This is a genomic window from Cobetia crustatorum (assembly GCF_000591415.1).
GTDB classification, from domain to species: domain Bacteria; phylum Pseudomonadota; class Gammaproteobacteria; order Pseudomonadales; family Halomonadaceae; genus Cobetia; species Cobetia crustatorum.
This window is the reverse complement of the sequence record NZ_JEMF01000047.1, coordinates 1-17,600: the sequence shown is the minus strand read 5'-3', so window position 1 is coordinate 17,600 and position 17,600 is coordinate 1. Positions and strand designations below refer to the sequence as shown.

General features: G+C 56.8%; 15 protein-coding genes. 6 read left to right on the top strand and 9 right to left on the bottom strand.

Annotated elements, in window-relative coordinates; translation table 11 throughout:
• The first annotated feature begins 9 nt into the window (after nucleotides 1–9).
• Entirely contained in the window at nucleotides 10–369 is a 360-nt protein-coding gene (gene ihfA, locus BF12_RS0110840; RefSeq protein WP_024952300.1) for an integration host factor subunit alpha, read from the top strand.
• A gap of 189 nt (nucleotides 370–558) precedes the next feature.
• Here the strand turns inward: ihfA and BF12_RS0110835 are convergent, their stop codons facing one another.
• Both BF12_RS0110835 and BF12_RS0110830 read right to left on the bottom strand, forming a co-directional pair.
• Nucleotides 559–1,953, bottom strand: coding sequence for a TrkH family potassium uptake protein (locus BF12_RS0110835; protein WP_024952299.1), 1,395 nt, complete (start codon nucleotides 1,951–1,953; stop codon nucleotides 559–561).
• A gap of 67 nt (nucleotides 1,954–2,020) precedes the next feature.
• A complete protein-coding gene (locus BF12_RS0110830; protein ID WP_024952298.1) occupies nucleotides 2,021–2,674 on the bottom strand; it encodes a potassium channel family protein in 654 nt (217 codons plus the stop codon).
• Between the two features lie 467 nt (nucleotides 2,675–3,141).
• On the opposite strand from BF12_RS0110830, the gene BF12_RS0110825 reads away from it, so the two are divergent.
• Nucleotides 3,142–4,602, top strand: coding sequence for a sodium-dependent transporter (locus tag BF12_RS0110825; protein ID WP_024952297.1), 1,461 nt, complete (start codon nucleotides 3,142–3,144; stop codon nucleotides 4,600–4,602).
• A gap of 195 nt (nucleotides 4,603–4,797) precedes the next feature.
• Here BF12_RS0110825 and lapB read toward each other — a convergent pair whose 3' ends face one another.
• The 3 genes from lapB to BF12_RS0110810 form a co-directional block, all read right to left on the bottom strand.
• Nucleotides 4,798–5,976 carry a lipopolysaccharide assembly protein LapB gene (lapB, locus tag BF12_RS0110820; protein ID WP_024952296.1) on the bottom strand — a complete coding sequence of 393 codons (1,179 nt, stop codon included), beginning with the start codon at nucleotides 5,974–5,976 and terminating at the stop codon, nucleotides 4,798–4,800.
• Nucleotides 5,977–6,282 (bottom strand): lipopolysaccharide assembly protein LapA domain-containing protein, encoded by a 306-nt coding sequence (locus BF12_RS0110815; RefSeq protein ID WP_024952295.1) that lies wholly within the window; start codon nucleotides 6,280–6,282, stop codon nucleotides 5,977–5,979.
• Between the two features lie 114 nt (nucleotides 6,283–6,396).
• Nucleotides 6,397–6,693 carry an integration host factor subunit beta gene (locus BF12_RS0110810; RefSeq protein WP_024952294.1) on the bottom strand — a complete coding sequence of 99 codons (297 nt, stop codon included), beginning with the start codon at nucleotides 6,691–6,693 and terminating at the stop codon, nucleotides 6,397–6,399.
• Between the two features lie 269 nt (nucleotides 6,694–6,962).
• Between BF12_RS0110810 and BF12_RS0110805 the strand changes: the two genes are divergently transcribed.
• Both BF12_RS0110805 and BF12_RS22035 read left to right on the top strand, forming a co-directional pair.
• Nucleotides 6,963–7,238, top strand: a complete 276-nt coding sequence (locus BF12_RS0110805) for an FAD assembly factor SdhE (RefSeq protein WP_024952293.1) — start codon at nucleotides 6,963–6,965, stop codon at nucleotides 7,236–7,238.
• Nucleotides 7,239–7,425: 187 nt separating this feature from the next.
• Nucleotides 7,426–8,046 carry a hypothetical protein gene (locus BF12_RS22035; RefSeq protein WP_169734524.1) on the top strand — a complete coding sequence of 207 codons (621 nt, stop codon included), beginning with the start codon at nucleotides 7,426–7,428 and terminating at the stop codon, nucleotides 8,044–8,046.
• A 24-nt stretch (nucleotides 8,047–8,070) separates the two neighbouring features.
• On the opposite strand, the gene nadB is transcribed toward BF12_RS22035, so the two are convergent.
• Nucleotides 8,071–9,765 (bottom strand): L-aspartate oxidase, encoded by a 1,695-nt coding sequence (gene nadB / locus BF12_RS0110790; protein ID WP_024952291.1) that lies wholly within the window; start codon nucleotides 9,763–9,765, stop codon nucleotides 8,071–8,073.
• On the bottom strand, nucleotides 9,762–11,024 hold the full coding sequence (locus tag BF12_RS0110785; RefSeq protein WP_024952290.1) for an FUSC family protein: 1,263 nt from the start codon (nucleotides 11,022–11,024) through the stop codon (nucleotides 9,762–9,764). Before BF12_RS0110785 ends, nadB begins: the two co-directional genes overlap by 4 nt.
• Nucleotides 11,025–11,547: 523 nt before the next feature.
• Between BF12_RS0110785 and BF12_RS0110780 the strand changes: the two genes are divergently transcribed.
• Nucleotides 11,548–12,945, top strand: a complete 1,398-nt coding sequence (locus tag BF12_RS0110780; RefSeq protein ID WP_024952289.1) for a class II fumarate hydratase — start codon at nucleotides 11,548–11,550, stop codon at nucleotides 12,943–12,945.
• Nucleotides 12,946–13,073: 128 nt separating this feature from the next.
• On the opposite strand, the gene glpD is transcribed toward BF12_RS0110780, so the two are convergent.
• Both glpD and BF12_RS0110770 read right to left on the bottom strand, forming a co-directional pair.
• A complete protein-coding gene (gene glpD, locus BF12_RS0110775) occupies nucleotides 13,074–14,576 on the bottom strand; it encodes a glycerol-3-phosphate dehydrogenase (protein ID WP_024952288.1) in 1,503 nt (500 codons plus the stop codon).
• 554 nt (nucleotides 14,577–15,130) lie between these two features.
• Nucleotides 15,131–15,913, bottom strand: a complete 783-nt coding sequence (locus BF12_RS0110770) for a DeoR/GlpR family transcriptional regulator (protein WP_024952287.1) — start codon at nucleotides 15,911–15,913, stop codon at nucleotides 15,131–15,133.
• Nucleotides 15,914–16,299: 386 nt separating this feature from the next.
• Here BF12_RS0110770 and glpT point away from each other — a divergent pair.
• Nucleotides 16,300–17,600, top strand: a 1,301-nt coding sequence (glpT, locus tag BF12_RS0110765; protein WP_024952286.1) for a glycerol-3-phosphate transporter, incomplete at its 3' end; no start/stop codon positions are given.

Sequence of the window (17,600 nt, the reverse complement as noted above, 5' to 3'; positions counted from 1 at the left end):
GGAGCGGACATGGGAGCATTGACCAAGGCGGAACTCGCCGAGCATCTGCATTCAGATCTTGGCATGTCCAAGCGCGAAGCCAAGTCGATGGTAGAAGTCTTCTTCGACGAGATTCGTGGCTGCCTGCGTGAGAACGAACAGGTGAAGCTGTCCGGGTTTGGCAACTTTGACCTGCGTGACAAGCGCGAGCGTCCGGGGCGAAACCCCAAGACCGGCGAGGAGATTCCGATCTCTGCGCGTCGCGTAGTGACCTTCCGCCCAGGCCAGAAACTCAAGGCCCGCGTGGACGAGTACGACGGCGAAGGCCATACGCATCAGCGCCTGGATGAGCACGACGACCATGATGATCACGATGATGATGACCACTAGCGTCGTTGGCTAAATCTGCTTGCCGCTCCATGGGTGACGGATTCTGTCGACTCATATCATTCAACAGCCCCGACGCATTGCGTCGGGGCTGTTGTCGTTTCAGAGCGTTATTAATGTCATTTCAAGCCATTTTAGAGATCAGTACCTGGTGTTGTAGAGCGGGCAAGCATCAGAGTTGTCACCGTTGCGTTAGCCAATGGAAAGCTCCGTGCGGGCATAGTTGATGCCGTGATGTTTGCGTGTCGCCAACAGGTAGCCAAGTGCCAGCGGCCCAGTGCGTCCCAGCAACATGGTGATGATGATGATCAGTTGCCCGGGAGTCGACAGCTCAGGCGTCAGCCCCCGACTCAGGCCGACGGTGCCAAAGGCCGAGACGACCTCGAAGGCCAGCGTCAGGAAGTCATGATTCGGATCGGTGATGGTCAGCGCAAATAGCATGGTGAAGATCAGCAATATTGCCGTCAGTGCCACGGCAATGGCTTTGAAGACCGTCTCGTCGCCGATGCGTCTGCCATGTAGTGAAGGAGATGCTTCTCGGCGTAGGAAGGAGCGAGTCGTCAACAGCAGCACTACAAAGGTGGTCAGCTTTATTCCGCTTGCGGTAGAGCCACTCCCGCCACCGATGAACATCAGTGCCATCGTCCACAGTGTGCTGGCGTGAGTCATCGCAGAAGTATCGATGACGCTGAAGCCAGCCGTGCGTGGCGTGACCGCGGTGAAAGCGGCGGCAAGTACGCGTTCACCCTGATTGGCCATTCCACCCAGTGTGCCGGGATTGCGCCATTCCAGTGCCAGAATCACCACCAGACTCAGCAGATTAAGTATGACAGTGGCCTCGAGAACAAGCCGTGTCTGCACCGAGAAGCGAGACGGTTGCAGTAGTACACGCCAGCCATATTCACGGCGTCGCTCGCGAAGTTCTCCAATGACGGCAAAACCAATGCCACCGGTCATGAACAGCACACTGATCACGCTTGTCACAAGCGGATTGGTCGCTTCCCGCAGTAGGCTATTCGGCCACAAAGTGAAACCGGCATTGTTAAAGGCCGAGATGGAATGGAAGAGGCTAAGCCACAGTCCGTGACGCCAGCCGTAGATTGGCACCCAGTCAATCGCTAGTAGCAACGCGCCGGTCAGTTCTAGTGTCAGGGCAAAGGCCGTGATGATCTTGAGCAGGCGGGCGATCTCGCGCGAGCTACTGCGATTCAAGGCTTCGCGTACCAGGCTTGCCTGGTGCATGGGCAGGCGCTGCCCGAGCATCACGAGTGAGAGGGCGGCGAGGGTCATGAAACCAAGGCCGCCCAGCTGGATCAAGATCATCACTACTGCTTGACCCGAGAGAGTGAATTCGCTGAGTGGCGTGACGGATAGTCCTGTGACAGTGACCGCCGATGTCGCTGTAAAGAGTGCCGACAGCCAGCTCAGGCTTTCATGGTGCATACCGGGCAGCTTGAGTAGTCCGGCACCGAGCAGACTGAGCCCGAGAAAGCCACCGAGCAGTATTTCCGGTGGTGACAGATGAATGATCGGGCCACGTGGTGAGCGTGTCAGTGGGCGCAGGTAACGTCGATAATGATGCCTCATCGTAGTAGGCCAGCGAGTGTGTTGTCAGAGAGCCCTGACCGCTTGCTGGAGAGGCCATCCAGCGACCTCATAGATGCGCCCCCAGCTTGCGCAATGCGCTCAGTTCTCCGATCAGCACCAGATGATCGCCATGGGTGAGTGGAGTGTCAGCGGCAGGTTTACGATCCAGCCTTTCGCCTTTGCGCAGTGCAATGACGCTGATGTCATCACCCAGTGGTAGATGATCGAGTTGCTGGCAGTCATTGCACAGGCGCTCACTGACTTCCAGCTCGACCACAAACTGATGATTGCCGAGATGGATGAAATCGACCATTGCGTGATAGGCAAGGCTTTCAGCAACGCGGATGCCGAGATCATATTCAGGATGTACGATGTGATCGACGCCCAGTCGGCTGAGTAATTTGTGATGGGCATCGGAGGTGGCCTTGACCCATAACTCCTTTGCGCCTAATTCACGCGCCAGCAGGGCACAGGTAAGGCTCTGCTCCATTGAATCGGAAAGGTCGATCAGCACGGCGTCGAATTGATCCAGTCCCAGCTCACGGAGTGCATGTTCATCCGTTGGATCCGCGATGACTGCCTGGTTGAGAAGGTCGGCAATTGCATTGAGGCGTTTCTCATCAGGATCGACGCCCAGTACCTCATGTTCGTGACGTCTTAGCTCGCGTGCAACGGTAGCGCCAAAGTAACCAAGCCCAATAACCGCAAATTGACGATGCATGAACTGCTCCCTGCCACGATGTTGTCGTTTGTCGTGAACGATCCGTGTGTCGATGACCTGTGTTCTTTCTTTGCGTTCTCTCTTTATTTATCAAGTGCTTCTTTTTTGTATTTTCTACCCTATTCCCTCTGATGTGTCTGGTCGAGTGGCAGGCTAGCGTGACAGGAGTGTCAATGAGGTGTGACGCCGATCGCTAGTGGTGGAGGTCAGGAGAGAAAATAGAGTTTCCAAGGTCAGTATACGCATCGTATAGTTTCATATGTAACCTTATGGGCATGACAGGCATTCATCAGAGTTTGTCGTGTAGTGCTCAAGCCCCCCTTTTCCCACAGGCATTAATGCTTTTAGCATGAAAATCGCGGACGAATCCTGCTTATATCAGTAAAATGTCCCAGTGAATCGCTGGAGGCGGCGGATGCCAAGCATAAGGCATCACTGATTCACAACAATAACTCGCAAGGTATTCCATGACGGCAAGACAGCAACCCAAGAACCTCTGGATCAGTCGCTGGGGCTTTATCCTCGCGGCCACCGGCTCCGCTGTGGGGCTGGGTAATATTTGGAAATTCCCCTATATCACTGGCGAGTACGGTGGTGGAGCCTTTGTGCTGGTCTATCTGGCCTGCATTCTGGCGGTAGGTGTGCCGGTCATGATGGCGGAAATCGCCTTCGGGCGTCGCGGTCGCGGCAGCCCCATCGATGCGATCACCAATCTGGCCCGTGAGTCAGGGGCTAATCCGCTATGGCGCATTTTCGGCTGGATCGCGATGCTGGCGGGTTTCATGATCTTATCGTTCTACGTGGTGGTGGCGGGGTGGTCATTCAGCTATTTATGGAAGATGGCCAGCGGTTCGCTGTCAGGTCAGAGTGTCGCCGAGCTTGGTGGCATCTTTGAAGCCGGGAATGCGAATCCCTGGGCGCTCGGTGGCTGGGCTACCTTGGTGACCGCAGTGACGATGCTGATTGTCGGGAGAGGGGTCCAGGAAGGCGTCGAGAAGAGCGTGCGCTGGATGATGCCCGGTATGGTGATCATGTTGCTGATCATGATCGGCTATGCATTGACCTCGGGTAACTTCTCGGCGGGTTTCCACTTCCTGTTTGATTTTGACGTGACCAAGCTCACCAGTGAAGGGCTGTTGGCAGCGCTGGGGCATGCTTTCTTCACGTTATCGCTAGCCTCCGGTGCCATCCTGACTTACGGCTCTTATCTGCCTGCGGGCACGTCGATCGCGCGTACCACTTTCACGGTCGCGATTGCTGATACCTTGGTGGCGCTGATGGCTGGATTGGCGATTTTCCCAATCATCTTTGCCAATGGCATGGACCCATCATCCGGCCCGGGACTGATCTTCATGAGCCTGCCGGTGGCCTTCAATCAAATGCCTTTTGGTCAACTGTTTGGTGTGTTGTTCTTTGCCATGTTGTCGATTGCAGCGCTGACTTCTGCGATTTCAATGATCGAGGCCACCGTTGCCTGGCTAACTGAGAATCGCAGCATGAGCCGCGTAAAGGCTTCATGGATCGCTGGTGTGGCACTTTGGCTGGTCGCGATGTTTGCGATGCTATCGTTCAATCTGGGCGCTGAATGGAAGTTTGCTGGCAAGCATTTCTTCGACTGGCTCGATTACCTGACCTCGCGCTGGATGATGCCCATCGGAGGTATCGCCATGGTGGTGTTGGCTGGTTTTGTCTTCAAGAGCAGCATGATGCGTGATGAATTGGGCCTGAGTGCTGGTGGTTATCGCCTCTGGCTGTTCATGATTCGCTATGTCAGTCCAGTGTGTATTGTCGCAATCTTCGTCGATGCGCTGGGGCTTGCGCATCTGGAGATCGGCGATTGGCCCTATTTCCTCGCAATCATCGTGATCGCCTGCCTGGTGGGTGAGGTACTGTCACCGCGTCTACGTGAACGGACCTCCGCAGCGTAATGCAATTGAGGTAACCACGTCGGTGACATGCAAAACGCCCCGACAGCCAAGGCTGGAGGGGCGTTTTTGCGAGCACTGTAGACTAAGAGGAGAAACAAGCAGTGCTCGATACGGCGGGAGGACTTGCGTAACGCAGAACAGAGCGCGTTAGAAAAGAGCCAGTGAGGAGAGGGCCAGTAAGGAAGGGAGAGGGTGCTACTCGCCCTCGAGGCCGGTAATGGGTTTGACGGTCCCCCAATGACGGCACTTGGGGCATTGCCAGATCAGCAGTGATGCCTCAAAGCCACAGCGATGACAGCGATGGCGCGGGCGTGCCTCGATCAATTGCTGGGTATGGCGTTTAAGGAGATTGAAGCGTTCTGTCTCGCGCTCGTCGGCATCCAATAAATACAAATCAAGCAAGTAGTCAACGCCGCGCAGGCTGGGGTGACGATGCAGCTGCTGGCTTGCGAAGCTGGCCGCTGCCTCGACGCCATCGCGACGCTCGATCAGTTGGGCCAGGCTGATAACGGTCGTGGTATAAGGCGCGCGCTCAACTTCTTGATGGAGATGGCGCACTAGACCGCTTTCGTCATCGAGCATGCGGAAGGCATTGCCGAGCGGTTCCAGAATGATGGGAGTGAAGCCGGTATCTTGCCGTGGAATACGTTGCAGCAGGCGAATGCTTTGTTTGTAGTTGGCATGATCGAATTCGATTTCTGCCAGCATCCAGTTGGCGCGTACGCACTTCTCGTCGGTAGACAGCGCCTGCTTTAGGCGTTTGCGAGCGAGTGCCAGGCTACCTTCTGTGATGTCCAGAGCCGCTAGCTCGCAGTGCCAATGTGCCGCCGCACGGCGAATGCCGCCTTCTTGACGCAAGATGGAGTGTGCGACTTCAAGTGCGGCTTCCCACTCGCGTTCACGCTCAAGAAGATCAATCAGCAGGCGTCTACCATCACGGCGATGACAGTCGTTCTGTGCCTGTTTGAGGAGGGCTTCCAGCAGCTTCTCGGCGCGATCATAAACACCTGAGCGCATGAAGTCGCGAGCAAGTTCCAACTGAACTCGCTCACCTTGCTCGCTGTCGAGAGCCGGGCGTGCCAATAGGTTCTGGTGAATCTTGACGGCTCGATCGACCTCGCCGCGGCTGCGGTAAAGATTCCCCAGCGCGATGTGGGTATCGACCGTATCGCTGTTGACTTCCAGCGCCTGAACGAAAGTTTCAATGGCGCGATCAGGCTGCTCGTTGAGCAGATGATTGAGGCCAACGAAATAGTCGCGGGATAAAGAAGTAGGCGCAGGAGGTTGTGTGTCGGGGCGGCGATCACGTCGCCCCAGCCAGAAGCCAATGGCGATGGCCGCCATCAGCATTCCCAGCATCATCAGATCAGGCATTTATGCCACTTCCTTGATCTCCTGGATGCGCAACTGGTCCAGTTCCTTGCGTTGCTGCTGATTGCGTCGCTGCGCGCGGGTCAACAGAGTGCGCAGGCGCAGATACATACCCGTCATCGCTACCATGCCGAGGACAACCCCGATGGCCAGGGAGAATAGCAGCCACATGGAAAGAGAGGCGGCGGGAAGCTCAACCCAGATAAGGTCGAGGGGCACGGCTTGCTGATTATGAACGGCAAACAGAATGCCGACCAGCAGGACGATCAACAGGATCACGGCCAGAACGAGACCTTTTAGCCAACGCATAACGGTTTCCTTGTCATGAAATGCAGTCGTGAATCATCGCAGGGCGAGTGTATCACTGGCCAGCGCCCGAGTCTTGACGCCGCCGAAGGGATGGCGGCTCAAATGATGAGTCGTTTAGTAGCCTAACGCGCGACTTGCGTCGACCTGCTCGCGGAGCTCCTTGCCCGGCTTGAAGTGCGGGACGAACTTGCCGTCCAGCTGCACCGGTTCACCTGTCTTGGGGTTGCGGCCCAGACGCGGTTCACGGTAGTGCAACGAAAAACTGCCAAAGCCACGAATCTCGACTCGGCCACCATGGGCCAGAGAGTCGGTCACATCATCGAGAATGATGCGTACAGCGGCCTCTACATCCTTGAGCGACAATTCAGGCTGTCGCATGGCTATCTGTTCGATTAGCTCGGACTTGGTCATCGGATCTCTCCATGCCTGCGCCTTCTGAAAAGAAAGGCGTTCGTGATGCGGCAGTCGGGCAACGTCTTGTCGCCGGACAGGCGCACGCATCCTTGTGATTGTTATCACCTCAGCATAATGGGCAAATCCTGAGAAAACAACGCACTACGGACATCATTGCTGATCAGGCTCGGATTGCCAATTCATCATGAGGTAACGGGTCAACGGATGCTGCCGTCAATCCCCTCGGGTATACTGCGTGCATTGATGTGACGACTGAGGTTCAGGCAATGGAAGATGTGATTCGTAAGCGGCTTCACTGGCATTCGCGTCGCGGTATGTGGGAGCTTGATCTGTTGCTGCTGCCTTTCCTGGAACAGCGCTATGACGCGCTGAGCGAGCAGGACAAGGCGATTTACGTGGACTTGCTGGCAGAAGAGGACCAGGACCTTTTCGTTTGGCTGATGAAGCGTAATCCATCGGGCAATCCTGATTATCAGCGTCTGATCGACATGGTTATCGCCAATGCCGAAAATGCCGAGCGTGATCAGTTTAAGGGCCTCTAGGCAGGCTTTCTATGCTCAGATTAGCCTGCGGTTAGGGCTGCTGATGGTGAGTATTGTCTTGACGGCTTGGTTGGCACGGCTATCAAGCGTGTCTCCTGACATCGCCTCGCTGTTGAGCTGCATATATGGCGCCTTGTCTTTCGAGACAGGGCGTTGTGCGTTTGGAACCACAACATCTGCCTCGCCGATGGCCTGGTTAATCCTCGGGTTGCTGACACTGTGTGTACTGACGCAGTTGGCTGAGACGTTATGGTGGTGGCGACGAGCGCATAGAGAGCGTGCCAGTGGCAATGAACACTGGTGGCTGGCCCTGGGAGGGGAGTCGCTATCTGGAGGGCCGCTGCTCTCTATGGCAGGGGGGGATAGGCCACCGATGTCATCGTCGCTCACCGAAGGCACGCTCGATGATATGCCTGAGACGAGTCAGGAAGAGGCGCAGGAAGATACTCAAGACAGTATCCGAGGAAGTGCTCGAGAAAGTGCTCGAGAGGATACTCAGCACAGTGTGAAGGACGAGGTGGGTCAGGCCATGCGCCATCGACGCCCTGCCATGCGGCTCTGTTGGTGGTGGGCAGACTCACGATCGACAATTTGGTTAGCCGTCAGCGCGCACTGTGTCTGGTGCTCACCACGTTTGATCGGATTACGTGTGACGCCTGTTGGTGAGCGGCCACGTACGCTGTGGCTGTGGCCTGATAGCGGTGATGCCCAGGATCTGCATCAGTTACGCCTTTGGTTGCTGTGGCCGCCACAGCCTCACGATATGCCCCGTCAACCGCCCGCGCTTGAAACGATACGCGGAAGATGACGCGAGGTGTGCAGGGCGGCAGGGTCAGACTGGCAGACGAATGACGCTGTCATGGGCGCGTGGTGCTGGCGTCGGATAATCACGCACGAAGTGCAGTCCGCGAGACTCGCGACGTTGGTGAGCACTGATGAGGAGTAGCGGTGCCAGCGTCAACGCCTGATAGAGCGATAGATGGTTGAGACTCGCAGCATGTTGCAGTGACTCCCTTGCCTCGCTGACGGCTTCCTCGCAGCGGTGGGGGGCTTGCGTCAACCAGTCCACTATCTGCTGAAGTGCTGTTTCCAATCCTCGCTGGCTGCGTTCAATGCCAGCCCGCAGGCTCATTAACTGCCGTAAAGCATCAAGTCGTTCACGTGCTTGATCAGTATTCAGGCCAATGACGTGTTGCCATACTGCGTGGTGGTCAGCCAGCTGCTGTAGCAGATGTACCTGTGCGGACGGCAGTGCAATTAGCGTAATGGCACGCGCTACGTCGATTGTCTTGCGTGGCATGCCGAGTGCTTCGCCACAGGCACGCGCCTGCACCAGACACTCCAGCAATGAGTTGCTGGCCATGCGATTGGCGCCATGCAAGCCCGTGCAGGCAACCTCGCCGATCGCCCACAGTCCTTCCAGATCACTGGCTCCATCGAGTCCAGTAGCGATGCCACCACAGCTATAGTGCGCCGCAGGTACGACCGGAATAGGGGCGCGCGTAATGTCGATTCCTCGAGCGAGACAGTGTTCAGCAATTGTGGGGAAGTGATGGTGAATGGCCTCGGCCCCCAGCGCACTAATGTCCAGATTCACATGTGCGAGGTCGTGCGTGCGCATCTCGGCCAGGATTGCGCGGGCCACCACGTCGCGTGGTGCCAGCTCGAGGCGCGGATCATAATCGAACATGAAGCGATGGCCATCCGGGCGCATGAGCAGGCCCCCCTCACCGCGGACGGCCTCGGAGATCAGAAAGGGAGTGCCCCGCGGGTCATACAGGCAGGTGGGGTGAAACTGCTGGAATTCCAGGTTCATCAGGCTGGCCCCGGCGCGTGCGGCCATCGCCATACCGTCACCGACGCTGGCGCTGGGGCTGGTGGCATGTGTGAACAGACCACTAGCACCTCCCGTCGCCAATACCAGGTCTCGTGCCCTCAATGGATACCGCTCACCCGTACCATCCATCACCCATAAGCCATCGACCCGCTGATTCGTCACGGCGATATCGACAGCCAGTAGGTCATCAAGCACCTGAATGGCCGGATGTGCTTCAACATGTGCACTGAGCGTGTCCAGCAAGGCGCGCCCGGTCGCGTCTGCGGCATGAATGATGCGGCGACGGCCGTGGCCACCTTCTCGCGTCAGATGATAGGGGTAGCTGGCATCCCCTTCGGCGGGCGTGAACGGTACCCCAAGTGCGATCAGCCACTCGATGGCCTCGCGGGAATGGCTGACGGTGAAGCGCACTGCACGTTCATTGCACAGGCCATCACCGGCAATCAGCGTGTCGGCAACATGTGATTCCACATCATCTTCAGGCGCCAGCACTGCCGCAATGCCTCCCTGTGCCCAGCGGCTGGCACCTTGTGCCTCGCGGGCAGGTCGAAGCAGAGTCACGCGTCGTCTCGTCGGTGCCTTGGAAAGGTTATCGGCGAGGCTGAGCGCCAGTGTCAGCCCCGCTGCGCCACCACCAACGATCAGGACATCATGCATATCCTGTTGATGATCAAAGGATGACTGACTCATGAGTCTCTCCGTGACGAGGGGCTCGGGGGCGTTGGCTCGTTTGGCTCGGCGGAAGCGTGTGAGGTCTCCGCTGTCGTCTTGGCTTTATCGCGTGACGTGCTGTCGGGGTTTACTGGCATGGCGGTGTCGCCCGGCGTCGGGTCTTCCGGCAAGAACAGGCGACGAGCATCACTGATCAAACCATGCCCCGGCAGGCGGCGTTGCAAACGTTGGCTAGGCAGGTGCTCCAACAGGGCCAAGCGTTCCCCCAGCGCTTCCGCCAGACGTGCCAGCTCACGATTCAGCCATAGATAGCCGGCAGGGCTGAACAGTGCGCGTCCCTTGTGACTTTCGACGCTACGCACATTGGCATAGCGCTGCAGATCAAATGGCGTGACGGTCAGGTCAATCGGCTGACCGGTACGTATCTGAAAGGCCAATGTACCAAGTGCGCGTGCCAGGCGATGTTGCGCATCGCGTAGCCCCTCCAGCCCCTCAATGAATTCATGACCTTCGCGCGTATTCCAGTGTGTTTCTTGCAGGAGTTCGATGGTCGAGATCATGCGACGTTCAAAGGAGAGAATCTCTTCTATTGCCGCACGATCGATACGCCCTTCCCGGGCAACGGCGTCGACCAGACCTCGCTGCTTGACAAGCTGTGCTGAGGTCGCGCGTACCAATGCAAGGGCATCATCAGCACTGGCGTGAGATGCCTTGGTGTGGCCGTGATAAAGGCGCGCCAGCTTGTCGAGGTTGTCCGCCAGTAGAAAGCGGAAGACATCAGTTGCCTTCTGGGGCATCAGTAGCAGGCTGACCAGAATGCTGATCAAGGTACCGAGCACGACATTGAAGATGCGCCACAGGCCGATACCGATATCATGATTACCGTCGCCGACCACCATCAGCAGGGTGACGCAGAACAGCAGTGAGCTATAACCATAGCGATTACTGAAGGTGGCGTTCAGTGCCAGCGCGATACCGACCATGCTCCACAGCGGTACGACACCTGGTAGCGGCTCCGCGACCAGAATCAGAATCAGCCCCCACAGTCCGCCGAGAAGCGTCCCGACGAGGCGCTGCCAGCCCTTGTCGAGTACGCCGCCGACGTGAGGCAGATTGCCCATCACCATCACGGTGCTGACCAGCGCCCACGAGCTATGCGGAATGCTGAAAAGCTCTATCACCGTAAAGCACAGCGTCAGTGCGACGGTCACTCGCAGAATATGCAGTCGTTGACGATGCAGATAGTTGAAATAGGGATCGTGCTGGAGCCATTTCATGGGGCGCGTCTCCCTTGAGTTGGCGTGAGAAAGCAGGCGAGGAGGTAGGCTGCAATATCAGCAGTCATGGTCAGTAATGAGATGAACATCAGGCGCGAAGAGATTCCGTCGACAAATAGTAAAGGCGGTAGCGGAGTGCTTGGGCGGGACAGTGTCGGCCGCTTGGGCGGGATAACAGTGTAACCGAGGGTCAGTCTCGCGTAACAGAGGATTGACGAGAAGCCAGCGTGCGAGAGAGAAGGGTGGGTGTTCTCGTTCATCGCACTCGACGCTGTTTGAGGGGAGAGCGAGAACGTGCAAACGCAGTTGCATGAGCAGCTGTGTCGGGCCCAGGAGGTGGAATGATAATTATTATTGATAATCACTCCCATTAAATGGCTTGATTGGTATCCTTTCCGACCCCACTTGATCATGAAGGTATAGAAGCGTTGGCGTAGCGAAACGCTAGCGCAGCGCATAGCCACGTCTACCGGCAGTACCTTCACGCGAAGGTGGTGCCTGCATCAGTACAGGGAGTGACCGAATGAGCAGCCAGACCCGTCGTGAACGTGACAGCATGGGTGAGCTTGATGTCCCGGTGAGTGCGCTTTACGGCGCCCAGACCCAGCGAGCGGTCGATAATTTCCCGATCAGCGGTCAGCCTTTGCCCGCCGCTTTCATCCGCGCCGTCGCGCGCATCAAGCTGGCTGCCGCAGAAGTGAATAATGACCTGACACTGCTGGATGACACGCGTGCCAAGGCGATTGTGCAGGCGGCACGGCAGATCATCGATGGTGAGCATGCTGATCAGTTTCCGGTTGATATCTTCCAGACGGGCTCTGGCACCTCCACCAACATGAACGTCAATGAAGTGCTGACACATCTGGCCAACGAGCATCTGGCGAAGGCTGGCAGTGATGTCAGCGTAGGTGCCAATGACCATGTCAACATGGGGCAGTCGAGCAATGACGTGATCCCGACCGCTATTCATCTTTCAGCGGTGCTGGCAGTCAGTGAGACATTGCTGCCCGCACTGCGTCATCTGCACGAAGTGATTGCGAGCAAGGCCGGTGAGGTCGATCACGTCGTCAAGACCGGTCGTACCCATTTGATGGATGCAATGCCGATCCGCATGAGCCAGGAGTTGGGCGCCTGGCAGGCGCAGGTTGCTCAGGCCATCGAGCGATTCGAGGAAACTCTGCCACGTCTGGAGCGCCTCGCACAGGGCGGTACCGCGGTCGGCAGTGGTATCAATGCTCACCCTGAATTTGCTGAGCGCATCGCCGCACGGCTATCACGTCAGACAGGCCATGCCTTCCGCCCAGCAGATAGCTTCTTTGCGGCGCTATCATCACAGGACACCGCAGTGGAGCTCTCCGGTCATCTGCGTACCTACGCCGTGGCGATGATGAAGATCAGCAATGATCTACGTTGGATGAACTCTGGCCCACTGGCGGGATTGGGTGAGATCGAGCTTGAAGCACTGCAGCCGGGTAGCTCCATCATGCCTGGCAAGGTCAATCCGGTGATTCCGGAAGCTGCTGCTCAGGTGGCAGCACAGGTGATGGGTAATGACGCTACCATCGGCATTGCCGGACAGAGCGGTAACTTCCAGCTCAATGTCATGCTGCCGCTGATCGCCAGCAACCTGTTGTCATCGATCACACTGAGCGCCAATGTCAGCCGCCTGCTGGCGGACAAGGCCATCGCGACTTTCACGGTGCGTGACGATAATCTGCAGGTGCCGCTGGCGAAGAATCCGATACTGGTGACGGCGCTTAATCCGGTGATCGGCTACAACGAAGCGGCGCGGATTGCCAAGCAGGCCTATCAGGCGGGCCGTCCGATCCTTGATGTGGCCGAGGAGGAGACGGACCTTTCCCGTGATGAGCTTGCACGTCTACTGGACCCTGCCCGCCTGACCGCTGGCGGTATTCAGTAATGGAGTGATGGCCTTGCGGGCCATATTCTAGATGATGTCACACACGAAAACGCCCGCTACTCATTGAGTGGCGGGCGTTTTGTTGGCACTGATCCTTCTAGATCATCAGTTGGCAGTGGCTACCTGTTTCAGGCTGCGCGTGCCAGTAGGCGTTCCTGCAGGTACTGACCGATACGCGCCTTTTGCTCGTCATTCAGGCGCAGAGTCAGCTTGGTGCGGCGCCATACGACGTCCTGCACCTCATGTGCCCATTCGCGCTCGACCAGATAATCCACTTCAGCTGCGGTTAGCCCGGCACCCAGTTCTTCGCCCAATTCGGCTTCGCTCTTCTTGCCGGTGAGGAAGTGCAGGCACAGGCTGCCATAGCTGGAGGCCAAGCGTTTGGCGCGTGCTTCCCCGAGGAAGGGGAAGTCGCGAATCAGCTGACGGTTAAAGGCGCTGCGGCTCTCGATATCGCCACCCGGCAGCGGCTTCTCATGAGTCCAGGGTTCGCCCATGCTCGGCAGCAGCGGCTTGAGGTCTTCAAGTGCAGACTCAGCCAGCTTGCGATAGGTAGTGATCTTGCCGCCGAAGATGGACAGCATTGGTGCACCGCTGTCGTCTAGGTGCAGAGTGTAATCACGCGTCATCGCGGAAGGATCGGCTGATTCGTCATCACACAGCGGGCGCACGCCGGAGAAGGTCGAGATCACATCTTCGCGGCTCAGCTTACGCTTGAAGTGGTTATTGACCACGTCAAGCATATAGTCGGTTTCATCACTGCTGCAGGCGACTTCGGACGGATCGCCCTTGTAACGCACATCAGTGGTGCCCACCAGGCTGAAGTCATCCTGATACGGCAGCACGAAGACGATGCGCTTGTCCTTGTTCTGCAGGATGAAGGCACGGTCGTCAGTGTTGATGCGCGGGACGATAAGATGGCTACCCTGGATCATGCGGATGCCATAGCGTGGCGTGCGCTCAGTGGCACCCTTGATGAAAGACTCCACCCACGGACCGGCAGCATTTACCAGCGTGCGCGCATGGCGTACGAAGGTGTCACCGCTGTCGATATCTTCCAGTGTCAGCTCCCAGCGGCCTTCAATATCACGAGCACCGACACAGCGCGTACGCGTCATGATCTCAGCACCCTGATCACGGGCCTGCAGTGCGTTGGTCACGACGAGGCGTGCATCATCGACCCAGCAATCGGAATATTCAAAGCCTTGGGTAATCTCGCTGACCAGCGGGCTCTGTTCGCCAAACTTTAGCCCCTTGGAGGCCGGTAGTGTCTCGCGCTTGCCGATATGGTCATACATGAACAGGCCGGCGCGAATCATCCATGCCGGACGTAGATGCGGCTGGTGCGGCAGGATGAAACGCAGCGGCCACACGATGTGCGGCGCCTTCTTGAGCAGTACTTCACGTTCCTGCAGCGCTTCACGCACCAGACGGAACTCATAGTGCTCCAGATAGCGCAGCCCGCCATGAATCAATTTACTGCTGGCGGACGAGGTTGCACTGGCAAGGTCGTTCTGCTCACACAGGGCAACGCTTAGCCCGCGGCCGCTGGCATCGTTGGCAATACCGGCACCATTGATACCACCACCAATGATGAAGAGGTCAAGAAGTGCGTCGTTATCGCGGGACATGGGCTGCTCCTGCTCGTGCCCGGCGCTACCGGGAAGGTCTAAGAAGGTTTGCACCGCCGCGGTGCAAGAAGAATAAAGTTTCGAAAGTGAACATAGCGTAGCAAAAGTCGAACATCAAGGCGATTTTTTGGCGCCATTCACTTTCGCATGTGCACATTAAAGTGACGGGGCCGCAACTGTTGATTGCTTGGGGTTCAACTCGTTGTCTGCACAGGTCTTTCTCTGAGTCTCTTGGCACGGGATGACATTTTCATGAAATCGTCTTGCCTGAACCTCGGCTAAGGAGTGAAGAATGGCTCCTGCATTGAAAGAGTAGCCGGTAGTCACCGACAGGGCAGGTTATGACGAAGGTAGCAAGAAGAGAGAAGTGCTCGAAAAGAGATAAGGGGAAGTCAGATGAGGGGCGGTTGCAGGAGCAAGGAAGAGCTGGTGGAGAGGAGGCTAGGTGCGAGTATTGGCAGAGAAACGAATGCAGCCCCGCACGCCCATTCATCCAAGGCTACGCGCGGGTCGTGCTCAAGGGACAGCTCATGATTTGGCAGTGGCTAGAAGGTTCAGAGCGTCACTTCAGTGCTGTCACTGGCCAGATGAAGCGCGACTTCATTGTGGCGCATCAGCGTAAGGATGCTTTCCGGCGGCTGGATATCCGTGAACAAGGCATCCAACTGACTCAGGTTTCCCTGACGAACCACCGCATTACGCTGGAACTTGGAATGATCGGCGATCAGGAATACCTGGCGTGAGTTATGAATGATGGCTTGGGCGACGCGGACTTCCTGATAGTCGAATTCCAGCAGCGAGCCGTCTTCGTCGATACCGCTGATACCGATGATGCCGACGTCGACCTTGAACTGGTTGATGAAGTCGATGGTGGCCTCGCCAATGATGCCGCCATCGCGGGAGCGCACCATGCCCCCCGCCACAATGACATTGAAGTCTTCCTTATGCTGAAGAATGGCCGCGACGTTCAAGTTGTTGGTAATGACTTCAAGCCCGTGATGGTCACATAACGCCTCTGCCACCATTTCGTTACTGGTGCCGATGTTGATGAATAGCGAAGAGTGGTTGGGGATTTCGCGAGCCAACGTGCGTGCAATGCGACGCTTGGCATTGAGATTGAGCGTCTTGCGGGTGCTGTAAGCCGTATTTACCGTGCTTGATTCAAGCCCGGCACCACCATGCACGCGCTTGAGTGCACCTGCTTTCGATAGTTGGTTGAGGTCGCGACGTATGGTCTGGGGCGTCACGTCGAAATGACTGGCCAGTTGCTCAATAGAGGCATAACCCTGGCGCGTGATGAGTTCGATAATGGCGCGATGGCGCTTGGACTGCATCATCCGGCTCTCTTGTTTGGTGTTCGAAAAGGAAAATGGCTGCCGATCTATCTGTCCGCGCCACGGATTATCTGCGCGTGGCGACTGCTGCTAGCACGTCAGATGTTCTTTTGATGTTCCTTTTGAAACATATTCGGCGCGATGTTCATTTCATACCGCTCAGGCTATTGATAAGGCGGCTCTTAAAGTGCACTAAAATTTATTTAACCTGCTGTTATATAAGATATTTTTCTATAAAGTAGACAAAGGTCTAGCGGCTTCAGGGCCTTTTCGCATTGTTACAGCGAAGCGAAGCCTGTACTTTCGAATTCGAACACTAGGCGCGTCTGTCAAGGCGTCGCTATGCCCGTGTAGAGGCCGGTGTCGTAACATCAGGAGCGAGCAGCAGAATGTACGGTTTATTCAAGTCCGCGGTGCACGCCACACCGCTTGAAAGCGCCAAGGTAGATGACACTTATAAGCGCCTGAGATGGCAGATCTTTCTCGGTATCTTCATAGGCTATGCTGGCTACTATCTGGTACGCAAGAATTTCTCCTTGGCGATGCCTTCGCTAGTGGAGCAAGGTTACTCCCGTGGTGATCTGGGTCTGGCCTTTGCCGGCGTGTCGATCGCTTACGGTATTTCCAAGTTTGTGATGGGGGCAGTCTCTGACCGCTCCAACCCGCGCTATTTCCTTCCAGCCGGCCTGCTGATGTCTGCCGGTATCATGTTCCTGTTCGGTTTCACTGACTGGGCCACGTCTAGCATCGGTATCATGTTCGTGCTGCTGTTCATCAATGGTTGGGTTCAGGGCATGGGTTGGCCGCCTTGTGGTCGTACCATGGTGCACTGGTGGTCGCAGAGTGAGCGTGGCCAGATCGTCTCGGTCTGGAATGTGGCACACAATGTCGGTGGTGGCTTGGTAGGCCCGCTGTTCATCCTGGGCATGGCCTGGTTCAACGATTGGCACTCTGCCTTCTATGTCCCGGCAGCACTGGCTGTCTTCGTAGCCATCTTTGCGCTGCTGACCATGCGTGATACGCCGCAGAGTTGTGGCCTGCCACCGATCGAGCATCATCGTAATGACTATCCGGCAGGCTACGATGAAAGCCACGAACACGAGCTCACGACGCGTGAAATTCTAGTCAAATATGTGCTCAAGAATCGCATGTTGTGGTACATCGCACTGGCTAACGTCTTCGTCTATCTACTGCGCTACGGTGTACTCGATTGGGCGCCGACCTACCTGCAGGAAGCCAAGGACTTCAGCGTCGACAAGTCCTCTTGGGCATACTTCCTCTATGAGTGGGCCGGTATTCCCGGAACATTGCTGTGTGGTTGGCTGTCCGACAAGCTATTCCGCGGCAATCGTGGCGCGACCGGCGTGTGCTTCATGGCTCTGGTTGCCGTCTTCACCACTGTCTATTGGCTCAACCCTGCCGGTAACCCGGGTATCGACATGCTGTGTCTGGTGGCTATCGGCTTCCTGATCTACGGCCCTGTCATGCTGATCGGTCTGCAAGCACTTGAGCTGGTGCCGAAGAAAGCCGCAGGAACAGCAGCAGGCTTCACGGGCTTGTTCGGTTATCTGGGCGGCTCCGTGGCGGCCAGTGCACTGGTGGGCTACACCGTCGATGCTTATGGCTGGGATGGTGGCTTCATGCTGCTGATCGGTTCGTGTGTGATGGCAGTTGTGCTGCTGTCACTGAC

Coding starts and splice junctions, on each gene's coding strand:
- ihfA (WP_024952300.1), top strand. CDS start 10: ATGGGAGCATTGACCAAGGCGGAACTCGCCGAGCATCTGCATTCAGAT.
- BF12_RS0110835 (WP_024952299.1), bottom strand. CDS start 1,953: ATGAGGCATCATTATCGACGTTACCTGCGCCCACTGACACGCTCACCA.
- BF12_RS0110830 (WP_024952298.1), bottom strand. CDS start 2,674: ATGCATCGTCAATTTGCGGTTATTGGGCTTGGTTACTTTGGCGCTACC.
- BF12_RS0110825 (WP_024952297.1), top strand. CDS start 3,142: ATGACGGCAAGACAGCAACCCAAGAACCTCTGGATCAGTCGCTGGGGC.
- lapB (WP_024952296.1), bottom strand. CDS start 5,976: ATGCCTGATCTGATGATGCTGGGAATGCTGATGGCGGCCATCGCCATT.
- BF12_RS0110815 (WP_024952295.1), bottom strand. CDS start 6,282: ATGCGTTGGCTAAAAGGTCTCGTTCTGGCCGTGATCCTGTTGATCGTC.
- BF12_RS0110810 (WP_024952294.1), bottom strand. CDS start 6,693: ATGACCAAGTCCGAGCTAATCGAACAGATAGCCATGCGACAGCCTGAA.
- BF12_RS0110805 (WP_024952293.1), top strand. CDS start 6,963: ATGGAAGATGTGATTCGTAAGCGGCTTCACTGGCATTCGCGTCGCGGT.
- BF12_RS22035 (WP_169734524.1), top strand. CDS start 7,426: ATGGCCTGGTTAATCCTCGGGTTGCTGACACTGTGTGTACTGACGCAG.
- nadB (WP_024952291.1), bottom strand. CDS start 9,765: ATGAGTCAGTCATCCTTTGATCATCAACAGGATATGCATGATGTCCTG.
- BF12_RS0110785 (WP_024952290.1), bottom strand. CDS start 11,024: ATGAAATGGCTCCAGCACGATCCCTATTTCAACTATCTGCATCGTCAA.
- BF12_RS0110780 (WP_024952289.1), top strand. CDS start 11,548: ATGAGCAGCCAGACCCGTCGTGAACGTGACAGCATGGGTGAGCTTGAT.
- glpD (WP_024952288.1), bottom strand. CDS start 14,576: ATGTCCCGCGATAACGACGCACTTCTTGACCTCTTCATCATTGGTGGT.
- BF12_RS0110770 (WP_024952287.1), bottom strand. CDS start 15,913: ATGATGCAGTCCAAGCGCCATCGCGCCATTATCGAACTCATCACGCGC.